General features: G+C 64.2%; 17 protein-coding genes. 7 read left to right on the top strand and 10 right to left on the bottom strand.

Annotated elements, in window-relative coordinates:
- Window positions 1–119: 119 nt before the first annotated feature.
- Complete coding sequence (gene xylA, locus NKJ75_RS24250; RefSeq protein ID WP_023834406.1) at window positions 120–1,445, bottom strand: xylose isomerase; 1,326 nt, start codon at window positions 1,443–1,445, stop codon at window positions 120–122.
- 113 nt (window positions 1,446–1,558) lie between these two features.
- Here xylA and NKJ75_RS24255 point away from each other — a divergent pair, with 113 nt between their 5' ends.
- Window positions 1,559–1,921 carry a nuclear transport factor 2 family protein gene (locus NKJ75_RS24255; RefSeq protein WP_023834407.1) on the top strand — a complete coding sequence of 121 codons (363 nt, stop codon included), beginning with the start codon at window positions 1,559–1,561 and terminating at the stop codon, window positions 1,919–1,921.
- A gap of 191 nt (window positions 1,922–2,112) precedes the next feature.
- Here NKJ75_RS24255 and xylB read toward each other — a convergent pair whose 3' ends face one another.
- The 3 genes from xylB to NKJ75_RS24270 form a co-directional block, all read right to left on the bottom strand.
- The gene (gene xylB, locus NKJ75_RS24260) at window positions 2,113–3,567 is read right to left on the bottom strand and encodes a xylulokinase (RefSeq protein WP_023834408.1); all 1,455 of its coding nucleotides are present in this window, start codon (window positions 3,565–3,567) and stop codon (window positions 2,113–2,115) included.
- An 81-nt stretch (window positions 3,568–3,648) separates the two neighbouring features.
- Window positions 3,649–4,974 carry a tetratricopeptide repeat protein gene (locus NKJ75_RS24265; RefSeq protein ID WP_023834409.1) on the bottom strand — a complete coding sequence of 442 codons (1,326 nt, stop codon included), beginning with the start codon at window positions 4,972–4,974 and terminating at the stop codon, window positions 3,649–3,651.
- Window positions 4,975–4,998: 24 nt separating this feature from the next.
- Entirely contained in the window at window positions 4,999–5,622 is a 624-nt protein-coding gene (locus NKJ75_RS24270) for a LysE family translocator (protein WP_023694251.1), read from the bottom strand.
- Between the two features lie 229 nt (window positions 5,623–5,851).
- Here NKJ75_RS24270 and NKJ75_RS24275 point away from each other — a divergent pair, with 229 nt between their 5' ends.
- The 6 genes from NKJ75_RS24275 (at window position 5,852) to NKJ75_RS24300 (ending at window position 10,379) form a co-directional block, all read left to right on the top strand.
- Entirely contained in the window at window positions 5,852–6,619 is a 768-nt protein-coding gene (locus tag NKJ75_RS24275; protein ID WP_352500299.1) for a L,D-transpeptidase, read from the top strand.
- 99 nt (window positions 6,620–6,718) lie between these two features.
- Entirely contained in the window at window positions 6,719–7,885 is a 1,167-nt protein-coding gene (locus NKJ75_RS24280) for a diphosphate--fructose-6-phosphate 1-phosphotransferase (RefSeq protein ID WP_352500300.1), read from the top strand.
- A complete protein-coding gene (locus NKJ75_RS24285) occupies window positions 7,885–8,649 on the top strand; it encodes an MBL fold metallo-hydrolase (RefSeq protein ID WP_031209742.1) in 765 nt (254 codons plus the stop codon). The genes NKJ75_RS24280 and NKJ75_RS24285 overlap by 1 nt, the downstream gene beginning before the upstream one ends.
- A 22-nt stretch (window positions 8,650–8,671) precedes the next feature.
- Window positions 8,672–8,896 carry a PDZ domain-containing protein gene (locus tag NKJ75_RS24290; protein WP_023702519.1) on the top strand — a complete coding sequence of 75 codons (225 nt, stop codon included), beginning with the start codon at window positions 8,672–8,674 and terminating at the stop codon, window positions 8,894–8,896.
- A gap of 134 nt (window positions 8,897–9,030) precedes the next feature.
- A complete protein-coding gene (locus NKJ75_RS24295) occupies window positions 9,031–9,642 on the top strand; it encodes a sulfite oxidase-like oxidoreductase (RefSeq protein WP_023684287.1) in 612 nt (203 codons plus the stop codon).
- On the top strand, window positions 9,639–10,379 hold the full coding sequence (locus NKJ75_RS24300; RefSeq protein WP_023702520.1) for an FAD-binding oxidoreductase: 741 nt from the start codon (window positions 9,639–9,641) through the stop codon (window positions 10,377–10,379). The genes NKJ75_RS24295 and NKJ75_RS24300 overlap by 4 nt, the downstream gene beginning before the upstream one ends.
- Before the next feature lie 45 nt (window positions 10,380–10,424).
- Here the strand turns inward: NKJ75_RS24300 and NKJ75_RS24305 are convergent, their stop codons facing one another.
- From NKJ75_RS24305 to NKJ75_RS24330, 6 genes are all read right to left on the bottom strand, one after another.
- On the bottom strand, window positions 10,425–11,891 hold the full coding sequence (locus NKJ75_RS24305) for a nucleotidyltransferase family protein (RefSeq protein WP_023715523.1): 1,467 nt from the start codon (window positions 11,889–11,891) through the stop codon (window positions 10,425–10,427).
- Entirely contained in the window at window positions 11,891–12,583 is a 693-nt protein-coding gene (locus tag NKJ75_RS24310; RefSeq protein WP_245260052.1) for a glycosyltransferase family 2 protein, read from the bottom strand. The genes NKJ75_RS24305 and NKJ75_RS24310 overlap by 1 nt, the downstream gene beginning before the upstream one ends.
- Window positions 12,568–13,320, bottom strand: a complete 753-nt coding sequence (locus NKJ75_RS24315; protein ID WP_023668879.1) for a glycosyltransferase family 2 protein — start codon at window positions 13,318–13,320, stop codon at window positions 12,568–12,570. Before NKJ75_RS24315 ends, NKJ75_RS24310 begins: the two co-directional genes overlap by 16 nt.
- 33 nt (window positions 13,321–13,353) lie before the next feature.
- Window positions 13,354–14,097 carry a glycosyltransferase family 2 protein gene (locus NKJ75_RS24320; RefSeq protein WP_023668880.1) on the bottom strand — a complete coding sequence of 248 codons (744 nt, stop codon included), beginning with the start codon at window positions 14,095–14,097 and terminating at the stop codon, window positions 13,354–13,356.
- Window positions 14,094–15,143, bottom strand: coding sequence for a hypothetical protein (locus NKJ75_RS24325; RefSeq protein WP_023694258.1), 1,050 nt, complete (start codon window positions 15,141–15,143; stop codon window positions 14,094–14,096). The genes NKJ75_RS24320 and NKJ75_RS24325 overlap by 4 nt, the downstream gene beginning before the upstream one ends.
- Window positions 15,144–15,295: 152 nt before the next feature.
- The gene (locus NKJ75_RS24330) at window positions 15,296–15,718 is read right to left on the bottom strand and encodes a PqqD family protein (protein WP_023684294.1); all 423 of its coding nucleotides are present in this window, start codon (window positions 15,716–15,718) and stop codon (window positions 15,296–15,298) included.
- Window positions 15,719–15,726: the final 8 nt, after the last annotated feature.

The following is a 15,726-nucleotide window of genomic DNA, read 5'->3' on the forward strand; positions in this document are numbered from 1 at the left end:
ATTGAGGGGCGCCAAAGGGCAAACCCTTGTCGTCGGATAGGGTCTTGCGCAAACCCCATTCCGGGGCGGCCGGAATGTTATCCAGCCACCCTTGAGCACAACGAATCGGCTTTCCGCCCTCAGACGTAGCGGTTGACGATGTTTTCCAGCAACTCCTGGCGGCCGGAGCGTGGCTGCGGCTCGATCTTCTTCTTCACCACGCGCTCGGCGATGTCTTCCAGCGAGCGCTCGCCCGACAGCATCGCCTTGCCCTCGGCCGTGTTCCAACCGGCATAGCGCTCGGCCAGCGGACCCGACAGCGCCTTGTCCTCGACCATCTTGGCGGCTGCCTTGAGGCCTCGTGCGCAGGAATCCATGCCGCCGATATGGCCGATCAGCAGGTCCTGCGGGTCGAGCGACTGGCGGCGCAGCTTGGCGTCGAAATTGGTGCCGCCGGTCTTGAAGCCGCCGGCCTGCAACACCTGGTAATAGGCCAGCGCCATCTCGGGCACATTGTTGGGGAACTGGTCGGTGTCCCAGCCCGACTGGTAGTCGTTGCGGTTCATGTCGATCGAGCCGAAGACGCCGAGCGCATTGGCCAGCGCCAGCTCGTGCTCGAAGGAATGGCCGGCAAGAATCGCGTGGCCCTGCTCGATGTTCAGCTTCACTTCCTTCTCCAGCCCGAAGCGCTTGAGGAAGCCGTAGACCGTGGCAACGTCGTAGTCGTACTGATGCTTGGTCGGCTCCTGCGGCTTCGGCTCGATCAGGATCGTGCCTTTGAAGCCAATCTTGTGCTTGTAATCGACGACGAGATTGAGGAAGCGCCCGGCCTGCTCCTGCTCGCGGGCAAGATCGGTGTTGAGCAGCGTTTCATAGCCCTCGCGCCCGCCCCACAGTACATAATTCTCGCCCTTCAGCCGCTTGGTGACGTCGATGCAGCTTTTCACCGTCGCCGCCGCATAGGCGAAGACATCCGGATCGGGATTGGTGGCGGCGCCCGACATGAAGCGGCGGTTGGAGAACAGGTTGGCCGTGCCCCAGAGCAGTTTGACGCCGGTCTTCTTCATCTTGGCGGCAAAATAGTCGGCGATCTCGTCGAGCCGCGCGGCACTTTCGGAGAAATCCTTGCCTTCCGGCCGCACGTCGGCGTCGTGGAAGCAGAAATAGGGGGCGCCGAGCAGCGAGAACATCTCGAAGGCGACGTCAGCTTTCAGCTTGGCCAGCTCCATCGTGTCGATGCCGCCAGCCTTGGGAAACCAGGGCCGGTCGAAGGTCTGGCCGCCAAAGGGATCGCCGCCCGGCCAAGCGAAAGAATGCCAGTAGGCGACGGCGAAGCGCAGATGGTCTTCCAGCCGTTTGCCGGCCACCACCTCGTCGGGATTGTAGAAGCGGTAGGCCAGCGGATTGGTCGAATCCGGCCCCTCATACTTGATCGCTTTGATGTCGCCGAAAAATCCGCTGCTCATGATTTCTGTCCTCTCTCGAATAGTTCGCCCTGATTACCTCAGGCGTAATTGGTTTCGCTCTCGCTTGGGGTGAAAAGGCTCGTGTCAAAGCCACTCAACGAAGGAGACAGACCATGACCGACCTCAACACGATCGCCGAGAACTACATCACCGCCTGGAACGAGGCCGATGCGGATCGCCGTGCCGAACTGCTCAAGGCCACCTTCACCGAAGACGTCAGCTACCGCGATCCGCTCATGCAAGGCGACGGCCATGCCGGCGTTGCCAAGCTGATCGACGGCGTACAGCAGCGCTTCGCCGGCTTCCGGTTCTCGCTGAGGGGCCAGCCGGACGGGTTTGGCGACCGCATCCGCTTCTCGTGGAATCTTGGGCCGGAAGGCGTGCCGTCGGTTATCGAAGGCACCGATATCGGTGTTATCGAAAATGGGCGCCTGAAGAGCGTCACCGGGTTTCTGGACAAGGTGCCGGCGCAGTGATCGATTAAGGGTGGCGCGAGACACCCCCCTCTGCCCTGCCGGGCATCTCCCCCGCAAGGGGGGAGATTGGCTGGCATCCACGCCTTCGCTAATCACCCACCTTACAAGACTGGCATACCCGCCGACGCTGCCGATCTCCCCCCTTGCGGGGAAGATGCCCGGCAGGGCAGAGGGGGGTGCCTCCCGCTCACTCACGCCATGGCGCCCTTGATCGCCGGATACAGCGCCCGGTAGCGCTGATAGGCATCGGCATACGCCCCGCCAAGCGGGACATCCGGTTCGATCGTCGCATCCGTCCTTGGCGCCGTGCACACCGCCAGCGGATCAGCCCCTGTCGCCGCGATCAGACCAAGCCTCGCCGCGCCAAAGGCAGCACCGAAATCGCCGTCGGCCGGAATGTCCACGGGCACCTGCAGCGCCGTAGCGATCGCCTTCAGCCAGTAGCGCGAGCGCGAGCCGCCGCCGATCGCAGTTACCCGCGTCAAGATCGTGCCGGCGGTCTTCAGGGCTTCGAGACTGTCGCGGAATGCGAAGGCAACGCCCTCGAGCACGGCTTGCGTCAGCACCGCGCGGCTCGACTCATGCGCCAGTCCGGTGAAGGACCCACGAATGGCGGAATCATTGTGCGGCGTGCGCTCGCCCGAGAGATAGGGCAGGAACGACACCCCGCTCGGCGCTTTCAGCACATCGCCAAGTTCGGCGGTCAATTCGCCGGCCTTCTTGCCTGAAATCTCCGACAGCCAGTTCAGCGAGTCGGTCGCAGACAGGATGACCCCCATCTGGTGCCAGGTGTTGGGCAGCGCATGGCAGAAGGTGTGGACCGCACTTGCCGGATTGGGCAGGTAGGAAGCGTTGGCGGCAAACAGCACGCCGGATGTGCCCAGCGACACGAAGGCGTGGCCGGCGCCGACCGTGCCCATGCCGCAGGCCGAAGCAGCATTGTCGCCGGCGCCGCCGGCAACCGGGGTGCCCGATGCTATGCCCCAGCTGGCGGCCAGTTCGGCGCGCAAGGCTCCAGCCTTCTCCGTGCCTTCGACCAGCGACGGCATCTGCCTTTCGTCGAGCGATGTCGCCGCAAGCAACTCGGGGGACCAGCGCCGTTTGCCGACATCGAGCCAGGAGGTGCCGGCCGAGTCGGACATTTCTGAGATATGCTCGCCGGTCAGCCAGAGCCGCAGGTAATCCTTCGGCAAAAGCACCTTCGCCACTTTGGCGAAGACGGCAGGCTCATTGTTCTTCACCCAGGCGAGTTTCGGCCCCGTGAAGCCGGGGAAGACGATGTTGCCGGTGAGTCGGCGAAAGCGCGGGTCTGCATCGAGCGCCGCGGCCTCAGCGTGGCTGCGCGTATCGTTCCACAGGATGCAGGGGCGCAGCACCTGGTCGCCGGCATCGAGCAAGGTGGCGCCGTGCATATGGCCGGAAAGGCCGATGCCCTTGACCGCGGCAAGCTCTTTCGGGTGCGAGGTTTTCAGCTCGGCGATGGCCGTCTCGCAGGCGCGGATCCAGTCGGCGGGGTTTTGTTCGGACCAGCCGGGATGCGGCCGCGATACGTCAAGCGAAGCATGGCCGGAGCCGATGATCTTCTGCCCGGCACCGATCAACAGCGCCTTGACGCCCGACGTGCCGAGATCGAGGCCGAGATACATGCATTCCTCCCATTGCCATTAATTTTTTCGGGTCTCGAAAAAATCTGGCTTGCCAGTTTTTAAAACAAGATCCGCCGCGGGTCAATTCTCTGACAAATTGGCGGCGCGTTGCGAAAACAGCGCCGACAGCGGACTGTCCGGCCGGACCAGTGCGCGCTCGGCGGTCAACGCCCAGGCAAGCGCCGTGTCGCCGGCGCGCAACGCCGCCTCGATCAGCGTGAGATCAATCACATCGCGCTGGGCGTGGCTGCCGCCAAAGCGATGGGCAATGGCGCGGATCGGTCGGATCAGGCGCACCGCTTCGCTGTAATTGCCCTCGCCGAATGCCTTGATGCCTTCCGTCAGTGGCTGGCCGACATCCCGGGTAAAGGCGGCATTGTCGTCGCTGCCGCGCATCGCCTCGTGCTGGGCTTCGAGCAAGATCTTGGCCGACGCTTCGAGCCCGGCGCCGACGAATGCCATCATCGCATGCGCATCGTTGAAGGCGTAATTGCCGGCTCCAGCCTTTGGCGCCCAGTTGGCGGCGAGCGCTGCCCAGCGGTCGCCGACATCGACCCCGCCGAGATAAAGCCGCCACAGGATCGCGGATGCATCGACCATGTTCAGCGCCAGCGTCGAACGCTCGCCATAGATCGGCCCGTCATAGAGTTTGAGCACCTCGTCGGTCTCGCCGAGATCGTAGTGGAACAGCGCCAGATGCCACCAATTATGCACCTGCAGGAAGCTCTCTTTGGTCCACGCCTCGGGATTGGCGCGCATCCAGGCGATGCCGTCCCGTTGCCGGCTCTGCATCTCCATGACATGGGCGACCGCGTGCTGCGCCCAGCCGTCTCGCGGCTCGATCTCGATCGCCTGTCGGCCGAAACTTTCGGCTCTGACATAGTCGCCCATCTCCTCGAGACCGAAGGCCTGCATACCGAGAATGGCGTGATAACCTGGCATGCCGCTCTGCCATGACGGTAGCGCGCGGCCGATACGGTCGCGCAGCATGCGGGCATTGCCGGTGAAGAAGTCGATCTGGTGGCCGACCTGCAACGCCACCGCGTCGAGCGGGTTGTCGATGGCGATATCTTCGAGCAGGCGCGCGGCGTCATGCCAGCGTCCCTCGGCAAGGTGGCCAAGGGCCGCCACATGCGCCTGTTCGCGCGGCGTCGCGGCAAGCGGCAGTGCCGCAGCATGGCATGCCTGGGCGACCGCCGTTGCCTCGCGTTCGGTGGCGAGGCCGAACAGATACCCCTTGAAGACATGCGCCATGACGAAACCGGGATCCGCCGATATGGCGCGGTCAACGGAGCCGACCGGGTCGCCGACGAAGCATTGCAATTCATGAACGGCCTGGCTGTAGGGTGAAAACCCGGCCTCGGTCGCGCCCGAAAACATTAGGCCGAATGGATCTCTTACTGCCATATCGGCCCTGATGCTCCGCAGTTCCTAATGGCCCGAGCGCATCGCCACCGTGGCGATCCCGGCGCCGACCAGCAGCGTGCCGCCGGTGCGGTTGAAGATGCGGATCGCCTTGGGGTTGCGTACGACGTTGCGGGCGCGCGCCGCAATCAGCGCGTAGCCGAAGGCATTGGCGAAGGCGAGCGCCAGGAAGGTCGTTTCGAAGATCAGCATCTGTGTCCAGAAATCGGCTTCCCGATTGAGGAACTGCGGCAGGAAGGCGACAAAGAACGTGATGCTCTTCGGGTTGAGTGCGGTGACCAGCCAGGCGTGCGCCATCATCTTGGCGGCCGAGACGGCATCTGTGCGTGGTTCGGCTTTGAGCGCGCCGCCGGCGCGAAACAGTTTTACCCCGAGATAGATCAGATAGCAGGCGCCGATCAGCTTCAGAATGGTGAACACGGTCGCCGACGCGGCCAGCAGCGCGCCGATGCCCAGCATCGACAGGGTCATGGCGGTGAAGTCGCCCAGCGCCACGCCGACGGCCATCGGCAAGGCAGTGCGCCAGCCCTGGCCCAGCGCATAGGACACGACCAGAAGAATGGTCGGGCCCGGAATGATGAGCAGCACGGCCGAGGCGGCGGCGAAGGCGGCCCAGTTTTCGAACGACATCTTTGTCTCCTTGAGCGCAAAGAAAAGGATAAATCCTCGTGTGCGGAGGAATGTAAAGAGCCCTCTCCCAAAAATGCACGGCGGACCATTTCGCCCGACCGCTGCGGCTATTGGCGGCACAAGTTTAATGCCGGTCGTTGGGCCTTCACCCTTTTTCAACCATGTTTGGCGAAACTGCCTGCTATCCGGCCGGACCGTGTTTCCCGCCGACAGCGTAGGGTTTGGGTGCATGCGTGAGTTGCCGCAGAATGTGACGCCGCCAGCAAATGGCGGCGCAAACGAGACCGAACATCTCTATTCCCGCCGCTTCGTCCTGTCAGGGGCCGGCGCCATGACGCTGCTCGGCATGGCCGGCTGCAGCACTTCGACGCTCGAGCTGCCGCAATTCCAGCTGGATGACACGGTCACCGGCTCGGTGCGGCCGATCCGTCCGGCGATCAGCGTCGACAAGAACGTCACCGGCCCCGATGTCATGTACGCTTCGCTCAACGATGGCGGCTTCGAAGTGCCGGCGGTGCCCTATCAGAAGGTCAAGCCGGAGTTCCGCCGCCAGATCGTCGTCAACGAGACCGGCGAGGCGCCCGGCACCATTGTCGTCCATCTGCAGGAGCGAAAGCTCTATCTGGTGCAGGAGGGCGGCGACGCCATCCGCTACGGCGTCGGCATCGGCAAGGACGGCTTCCGCTGGTCCGGCCGCGCCAACATCCAGTACGGCAAGGAATGGCCGACCTGGACGCCGCCGCCGGAGATGATCCAGCGCAAGCCGGAACTGGTGAAGTGGCAAAACGGCCAGCCCGGCGGCCTCACCAACCCGCTCGGCGCACGCGCTCTTTACATCTACCAGGACGGCAAGGACACCGGCTACCGCATACACGGTTCGCCGGAATGGGCGAGCATCGGCCAGGCGATGTCGTCGGGCTGCGTGCGCCTGATCAACCAGGATATCATCGACCTCTACAGCCGCGTTTCCAAGAAGAACCCGGTCGTCGTCGTCTGATCCTGTGCGGCGGTTTGGCGCCGGTGGAAACTCCCGTTGCGCGATGCGGCAAGCTAGGCCAAGGTGCCTTGAAAACCACAGCGCCGGGAGAGATCGAGCATGGCTGGAACGTTTGTCATCGCACAGGGCGGCGGCCCGACCGCCGTCATCAACCAGACGGTTGTCGGGGCCACGCTGGAAGTCCGCAAGCGCCATCCCGGCGCCAAGGTGCTGGGCTCGCTCCACGGCGTGCGCGGCATTCGTGACGGCAACTATGTCGACCTCTCCGCCATCCCAGAGGACCGGCTGCGGCTGATCGCCGGCACGCCGAGTGCCGCGCTCGGCTCGACACGCGACAAGCCCGACGCTGCCTATTGCGAAGTCATCCTCAACGGGTTGAAGAAGGCCGGCGCCGACGCTTTCATCTACATCGGTGGCAACGACACGTCGGGCACGCAGCAGATCCTGACCGACGCCGCCGGCGGCAGCATCGCTTTCGTCCATGCGCCAAAAACCATCGACAACGACCTCGAGGAAAACGACCACACGCCGGGCTTCATCTCGGCGGCCGAATTCGTCGCCGGCGCCTTCCTGTCCGTCGATCTCGATTTCCGCGCATTGCCCGGCATCTATGTCGGCATCGTCATGGGCCGGCATGCCGGCTTCCTCACCGCGGCGGCTGCAGCCTGGCAGCTCGATCCCGACAGCGGCCCGCATCTGGTCTACGTGCCGGAACGGCCATTCTCCGCCGCCGGTTTCATCGACGACGTGCGCGCCACGCTCGACCGCCACAAGCGCTGCATCGTCGCCGTCTCCGAAGGTGTCAGCACCGCCGACGGCAAGGCGCTGGTCGAAAGCCTGGTGCCGCCGGACAAGCTCGAGCGCGACGCGCATGGCAACGTCAAACTGTCGGGCAGCGACCTGCCGTCAGCTCTGGAACGTGCGCTCGCCGAAGGCCTGCCGGGCAAGCGCGCCCGCGTCGATGCGCTTGGCTACATGCCGCGCGGCTATGTCGGCTCGATCAGTGCCGTCGACGCGCAGGAGGCTTTCGACGCCGGCGCCTTCGCGGTTGCCGTTGCCGGCGAAGGCGGTGGCTCGGTGGCGCTGCAATATGACGGCACGAAAACCGTGCTGAAGAAGGTGCCGCTGAAGAACGTCGCCGGCAAGACGCGCCATATGCCCGACGATTTCATGAAGCCCGATGTCAACCAGCTGTCGGAAGCGGGCATGGCTTACCTGAAGCGGCTGGTGCCGGAAAAATACAAGGTGGGAAAGCCCTTCGTCTGATGGGCGGCCGTTTTGGCGGCACCCGTTTTGGTGGCGAGCGCGTTGTCGGCGACTGGTTCGGCAAGACGATCATCGACGACCGCACGACGATGCTGACCGAGCCGTTCGTGCATGATTTCGTGCGCGCCAACATCTGGCATTTCAGGGGACGCGACGCCGACCTCCTGGTCGACACCGGCATGGGCATCTGCCCGCTGGCGCCTGAGATCGACACGCCCGAGGGCAAGCCGCTCATTGTTGTCGCCACCCACATCCATCTCGACCATGTCGGCTCGCTGCACGAGTTTCCGCTGCGCGCCGGGCCGCGGCACAGTGCCGAGCATTTCGAGACCATGAACGATCAGGTGACCTACGCCTACATGTTCAACAATCTCGACGGCGCCGTTTCGAAATTGCCGGCGCCGGGCTGGACGGCGGCCGACTACAAGATTCCGCCGGCGCCGCTGACGCGCACGCTGGACGAGGGCGACATCGTCGACCTCGGCGACCGGCAGTTCCGCGTCCTGCATCTGCCCGGACATTCGCCGGATTCGATCGCTTTGTTCGACGAGGCAGACGGCCTGTTCTTTGCCGGCGACGCCATCTACGATTCCACGCTGATCGACGACCTGCCGGATTCCTCCCGGCCTGATTATCGCCGTACCATGCAGCGGCTCCTTGACCTGCCTGTTCGCCTCGGCCATGGCGGCCATGGGCCGAGCTTCGACGGCAACCGGATGCGCGAGATCGCCACAGCCTATCTCAGGCGCACCGGAGGCCTCTGACGACATTGGGATTGGAACCAGCGTGGCCGCCGTGGTCGAGCGCGTCAATCCGGACAAGGCAGCTGCCAATGCCGGCCTGCAGCCGGGCGACGTCATCGTCGCCGTCGACCGGTCGCCCGTGCGGGATGCGCGGCAAGCCAACCAGGCGATCGCCGAGGCCGGCAGATCGGGCCGGAAGTCGGTGCTGCTTTTGGTCGACCGGGGCGACGCGCAAATCTTCGTCGCCGTACCCTTCGCCGCCGGTTGAGTCATGATGCGGCGGGCTCGCTGAACGATCGGCAGGCCTGCCTCACGGCCCCGCCAAAATTCCTGTTGCCCGCCGCGACATCTTCGAGAACATTACGGCAGGCCGGCAATGGCCTGCTAAAAACGGACAGTCAAATGGTCACTCGCGGTTTTTCCTCCGGTCGAAAGCCTCCGACGGAGACCGATGCGCGCATTCCGCCCGGTCAGTATCTCGAACAGGGCTTTCCGGTGCTGTCGGCGGGGCCGACGCCGCGCGTGCGCACCGAGGACTGGTCGTTCACGCTCAAGCACGGGCCACGCCCGATCAAGAAGTGGAACTGGGCCGAGTTCAACGCGCTGCCCTTGACCAAGATGACGCGCGACATCCATTGCGTTACCGCCTGGACCAAGTTCGATACCGCCTGGCAAGGCGTGCTGGTCGACGACATCCTTGCCGATGCCGGCATCGAAGCGCCGACCGGCTTCCTGCTGGCGCATGGCTATGACGGCTATACCACCAACGTGCCGGCCAAGGATCTCACCGCGGGGAAGGCGATGGTGGCGCTGCTTTATGAAGGCAAGCCAATCACTGCCGACCATGGCGGCCCGGCGCGGCTCCTGGTGCCGCATCTCTATTTTTGGAAATCGGCTAAATGGCTGAACGGGCTGCAGTTCACCGAGCGCGACGAGCCGGGCTTCTGGGAATTGCGCGGCTATCACATCTATGGCGACCCGTGGCGCGAGCAGCGCTATAGCGGCGATCCATGAGCGAAGCGCCGCAATCTCCCTGGCAGACGGCGAAAATCACCCGGATCGAAAAGCGGACGCCACGCGTTACCAGTTTCTTCTTCGCGCTGTCACGGCCATTCGCCTATCGCGCCGGACAGCATGTCGATGTCAGGCTGACCGCGCCTGACGGCTACCAGGCACGCCGCTCCTACTCCATCGCCTCGGCGCCGGAGAGCGGCGCCACGATCGAGCTGGCGATCGAGAAGCTCGACGACGGTGAAGTCTCGCCCTTCTTCCACGACGTCGCCGCGGTCGGTGACGAGATCGAACTGCGCGGGCCGCTCGGCGGCCATTTCGTCTGGTCCGATGGGGATGGCGGGCCGCTGCTTCTGGTCGGCGGCGGCTCCGGCGTGGTGCCGCTGATGGCGATGGTGCGGCATCGAGCCTTGCGCAAATCGGCGGTGCCGGTGGCGCTGATGTTTTCGGTGCGGGTCTGGGACGAGGTGATCTTCCGCGACGAGCTGATCGGTCTCGGTGACCGCCGCGACGGGTTCGAGCTGGTGCTGACGCTGACGCGCGAGGCCGTACGGCGCCCGTCCGACTATTCGAGGCGCATCGACACGGCAATGGTCATGCAGGCGCTCACGCGGCTGCCGCGGCCGCCGGCGCTCGCCTTCGTCTGCGGGTCGAACGCCTTCGTCTCGGCGGCTGCCCAGGCGCTGATCGACGCCGGCATATCAGCGGAAATCATCCGCACCGAGCGCTATGGCGTCTGAGAGGGCCACAGTGGTTCACCGTTTCATGGAAACAGCCACCCGCTCTCAGGTGGGTGAAAACCTTGCCGACAGCAATTGGAACGGCAGCGCGCCATAGGCGGCGACTTCGGCCTCATTGTCCCAGTTGCGGAACTGGCGCGATGGCCGTGCCTCGATCACCAGAGGCCGGCCGGTGTCGTCCACCGTTACCTTGCCGCGAAAGCGCAGCACACGTCCGCCGCCGGCGCGGCTGATCACCATGGAACGCAGGCGGGCGACATGGCCGCCGCCGGCATTGATTTCCATCTCAATGCGGCGCCGGATTGGTGGAACGACGATCCTGACGGTGACGTCCAGCACCATCGCTCCAGTCCTGTCCGGACGCGGCAGGGGCTGGGAAAGTGCAAACGGCGCCGACGTCGCTCTTGCCTTGCGCAATGTCGGCCTGCCGCGCCAGACGGCGGGCGTCGGCTGCTGCAGGCGGCCCTTTTTGCGTTTGAGGCGCAACTGCTTGGCAAAGCCGCGCGACAGCCAAACGAGGCCGCCGAAATCGGTACGCGGCTTGGCCTGCAGCACCGAGGACCAGCGCGACAGGCCGGCGCGGTCGGCCAACTCAATCGTCTTTGCAAGTTCGGCCTCCGGCACCGCAATGCCGATCTCCAGGCAGAGATAGGAGAGCGCCACCGCCGCGGCGACGGCGAGGCCCCGCTTGGCGACGATGTCGCCGAACACGCCCCAGTCGACTGCGCCACTCTCGATGGCGACCGCACAGTCAACCAGCCAGTCGCTGTGGGTGTGGGCATCGAGGCCGCCATGTGCGATGGCGAGCGCCATGCGGTCGGCCGGAGAGGGCACAAGCACGCGGACGCCATTGAAATCGGCTGACAGCGCCCGCTGCCAGATCGCCAGATCATCTTCCGCGCTTTGCTGCGACCCGTCATAAGCGAGCTGGTGCAGGTCGATGTCGCCGAAACTGCCCTTGAAAAAATTCATCGAACGCAAGGACGCCAGCCTGGTGCGCAGATATTGCGGACTGACGCCGGTGGCGATCTGCCAGTCGCGTTCGCTAAGCACATCGAAGGCGGCAATCATGGCCTGCGAGCGCACCAGTATGTCGATGTCATGCGCCACCCGGCCGCGCTGCGCCGACGCGTTGACGGCGATGCGGCTGGCGCCTTTGATAAGCATCACCGCGCAGCCGGCGTCGATCATGGCCTGTAGCGCCGGCTCGGCCTCGCGCGCAGCCAGTCGCGATTTGGTCCACAGCATCTTTTGCAGGCCGACAAGACGTGGATAGGCCGGATGCCCAGCGAGCTTGCGGCCGAACCTGTCGGAGATCGCGGCCAGCAGCCGATGCTCGCGGAAAGCAGCATGGTCGATATCGTTCTCGTCGAGCCAGCGCGCCGCATAGGCCCCGGCCGCCTCTTCATCGGGGAGCAATGCGGCCTTCAGCAACTGGTCGAGGCCGCCAGTGGGCCATGACCAACCATAGTCCGGAAACCGACGGCCGATACGGCGCATGGCATTGGCCATCAGTCGGCGCTCGCCTTTTTCGCTGCTCGCCTTTGCATGGCCAGCCTTACGACTTCGACATAACCGCGGTCGCGCACGGGGTCGCGTCCATAGGACATGCTGTCGGGCCGGATGCGGCGCAAGGTTAGGACATCGTCGAGCATGGCAAGCGCAAAGCCCGCCTCGCGGACACGGGCGATCCAGTCGACCATGTCGCCGCGACCGCCTTGCGGGTCGATGATCGGACCGACGGCCTCGGCTACCTCCCGGCGGATCATCATCGTCGTGCGCGACCAGCCCGCCACGGCCACGTCCTGTTGCACATCGGGCTTGTCATCGCGAAACGTCCGCCAGTGGGCAAAGACTCCTGCCGTCGCGGGAAACCGCTCGAAATGCTCCAGCTGCCTTTCGATCTTGGTCGGCAGCCACAGATCGTCCGCATCGAGCGTGGCGACGAAGGGCGTCGCCAGCGCGGCGATGCCCCTGGTGGTGGCGCTGCCTGGTCCGGCATTGTCCTGGCGCAACACCTGCACCGGCATGCCCAGCGCATTGACCACCGCGACCGTATCGTCGGTCGAGCCGTCATCGACGACGATTATGGCGTCGGGCTGGACCGTCTGGGCCGCGACCGATCGCAGCGTCTCGGCGATGGTGGCGGTCGCGTTGAAGGCCGGAATGACGACGCCGTAGCTGGCCATCACAGGAAACGCCAATTCGCAAGTTCCTTGAAATCGAAGATGCCGTCGACAGGGTGCAAGGAGCGGTCGGCCTCGCGCCGTTTCATCGACTTGTAGACGGCGCGCATGAATTCGCGAAAAGGAACATCGGCCTGCCTGGTCATGTTGCCGGGATGGCGCCGGTAATAGAGCGCAACAGTGTCGGGCATCGTGAATTTCGGACCGCTTTCGAAAGTGCGCAGCAGATAGTCGGTGTCCTCGGCCTGGTGGAAATCCTCGTCGAAGCTGCCGATGCGTTCGACCAACCGCCGGACGAAGATAGCGGGAGACAGGTGAATGCCGCGAACCGTCATCGAGTGGCTGTCGGCTGTCGGCTCCAGCGTATCGTCATCTATGTCGTCGACCAGCGTCATGCGCGAATAGGTGAGCTCGAGGGTGGGGTCTGCGTCGAAACAGGTCAGATCCGCCTTGAAGCGGCCCGGCGGGGAAATGTCGTCGGAATCGAGAAACGATACCAGCCCGGTCTGCGGCAGCAATTGCCGCAAGCCCGCGTTGCGTGCCCGCGTCACCCCGGCATTCTGCTGCTGGAAAAGGCGAATGCACGGCGCCTCCGCGATCAGCGAGCGCACGACCGCCACCGAACTGTCGGTCGAACCGTCATCGATAACGATGATGTCGAGATCGGCGGCATCGCGCTGCCTCAGCAGCGAGCGCAGCGCCGAGCCGACATGGCGTTCGCGGTTGTAGACCGGCATGATCACGCTCAGCTTCACGCACGCATTCCAGGCTGTGATCTATTCATTCTTTCACCACTCTGCCGGGCGCTTGATCTCGAAAAGCCCCTCGACCGGGCGCCGCGACGGATCGGCCTTGCGCCGCCGCAAGGATTTCTGAATCACACGCAGATATTCGCGCACCGCCACATCCCTTTGCTTGGTCAAATTGCCGGGGTGGCGCCGGTAGTATACCGCGACGGTGTCGGGAAAAATGTGCTTTGGGCTGGTTTCGAAAATGCGCAGCAGATAGTCGGCGTCTTCGCCCTGCCGGAACTCCTCGTCGAAAGCACCTGTACGGTCGATGAGTGCCCTGCGGAGTATCCCGGCGCTAAGGCTGACGCCGCGCACGGTGGGACCTGCGCCGCCCCGTGCCGGCTGCAGGGTTTCGTCGTCCATGAGATCGACGCGCGTCATCAGCGAGTAGGTCAGCTCGAGCGCAGGGTCGGCCGCGAACAGGGGTAGGCCAGCCTTGAATCGTCCAGCCGGCGAGACGTCGTCCGAATCCAGGAACGACACCAGTTCGGTTTGCGGCAGCAACTGCCTCAGCCCTGTGTTGCGCGCGTTGGCCACGCCCTGGTTTGCCTGCTGGAACAGGCGGATGCACGACGCTTCCCGCATGATGGCGCGGACTGCTTCAACGGAGCTGTCCGTCGAGCCGTCGTCGACAACGATGATATCGAGATCGGCATCGTCGCGTTGCCTGAGCAGGGACCGCAACGTCGAAACGACATAGATCTCCCGATTGTACACCGGCACAATGATGCTCAACTTCATGCAGCGCCCCGAAGGACGAAATCCGCAATCGTGCCGGCGATCTCGCGCGGCTCGGTCCCCAGCGACAGCCGGTAGCATGGCAGATCGCGGGTAAGCTCGCTGAAAAAGCGAAAGCCCGCTTCCCGCTCGCCCGGCATCTGCACGATTCCTGACGGGGCCAAGGCGATCATGGCATCCTTGCGCGATATGGGCATGACCGAGCTTCTCGCACCTCCCCTGATATGGGGCACTATCAAAGCAATAATGTCCAGACTTGCAGGAGGTGGTCGAGGCGCGATCTCGTCGATGCGAAAGGCATGCTTGCCTTGCCAGTTCAGCGGTTGGTACGACTTTAGCCGACCCTCCAGCTTCAGCCGCTTGAAGCCCTCCGGATCCTGCTTGAGCGTGGCAAACAGCGGATAGGCCGTCACGCCCTCGGTCCGGTCGATCAGCACATAGTCGTCGCCGACGCTATCGAGCCCATTGAGCAGGCCGGCGACGACTGTTCCCGATTTTCCGGCTCCCCCGGAGCCCGCCAGCAACACGCCCTTGCCATCGATGCCCAGCGTGCCGGCATGGGTAAGCCGCATGCCGCGCGCCGCATATTCCCAATGCAGGAAGGCGCGCAGCGGCGCCGCCTGTTCCCATGGCGGAAAGGCGTCGGCCGACATCATCAGCTGCGCCCCGACATGGCGTTGCGGATCATGGAACTGCCAGAAATCGAGGTCATGATAGTAGCTGCCGCGCAATCCGGCCTCTTCCAGCCGGTTGGCAAAGGCATGATGGTTGTAATCGCCTCGGCCCCAGGTGGCCGGGGCGAGGACGCCATCGATGCCCGGGTGGGCGACGAAAATGCGGCAGCCGTCAGATGCAGACGGATTTTCCGGGGCCGGTATGAAGGCATGGCTCATGGCTTCCGCCAGCGTGCCATGGTCGAGGTGGACACTCAGCTCCAGTCCCGGCAACCGCACGCTGGCGGTAACGGGATAGAATGCGGCGGCGCTTTCCGCGGCCGCCAGCACATGGCGGGCATAATCCGGCAGGGTTTGCAGCGTGATCAAAGGCATGTGTTGGTTGTTCAGCGTCCAGAATTGCGCCGGGTCGCCTGATGCATGTCGCTCGGGGTGGCCCCGGTTTTGAGACGACGACATGCATAAAATAAAAGATCTAAACCGCGTCGCCTGAGTCCGTTCAAACGCGACGCGCTTTCGGGAAACGATTATGCCTGTTTCACCGCCGGCCAGCCGAGAGGTTCCTCGACCTCATGGATCGGGTCGACAATGATGAGATCGGCAAGGTCGTCATGGACATCGACCTTGAGCGGCTCATTGCTGGCAGCAAGCGCAGCCGACAGCTCGCCCGAAAGCGGTTGTGCCGGTGTTTCGGCTGGCGCAAGCAACCCGAAATCGAGCAGTCGGGCAACGAAGCTTTCGAGGTCGGCCAGGCTTGTTTTTGCGGCGCCCGCGGCAGCTCCGACCAGCGCTTCAGTGGCGACGCCGGACGACAAAGCCTGCCAGACCCGGCTGCCGGAATCGGAAAAGCCGAAATACTTGCCGTTCGAAAGATCGAGAACGACGGCTTCGCCATCGAATGATTCGAAAACGATGTCCTTGCTTGCGACCGCGTAGACCCGCTGTTGCATCGCTGTGT

This window comes from Mesorhizobium sp. M0058, assembly GCF_040323095.1.
Lineage (GTDB): Bacteria > Pseudomonadota > Alphaproteobacteria > Rhizobiales > Rhizobiaceae > Mesorhizobium.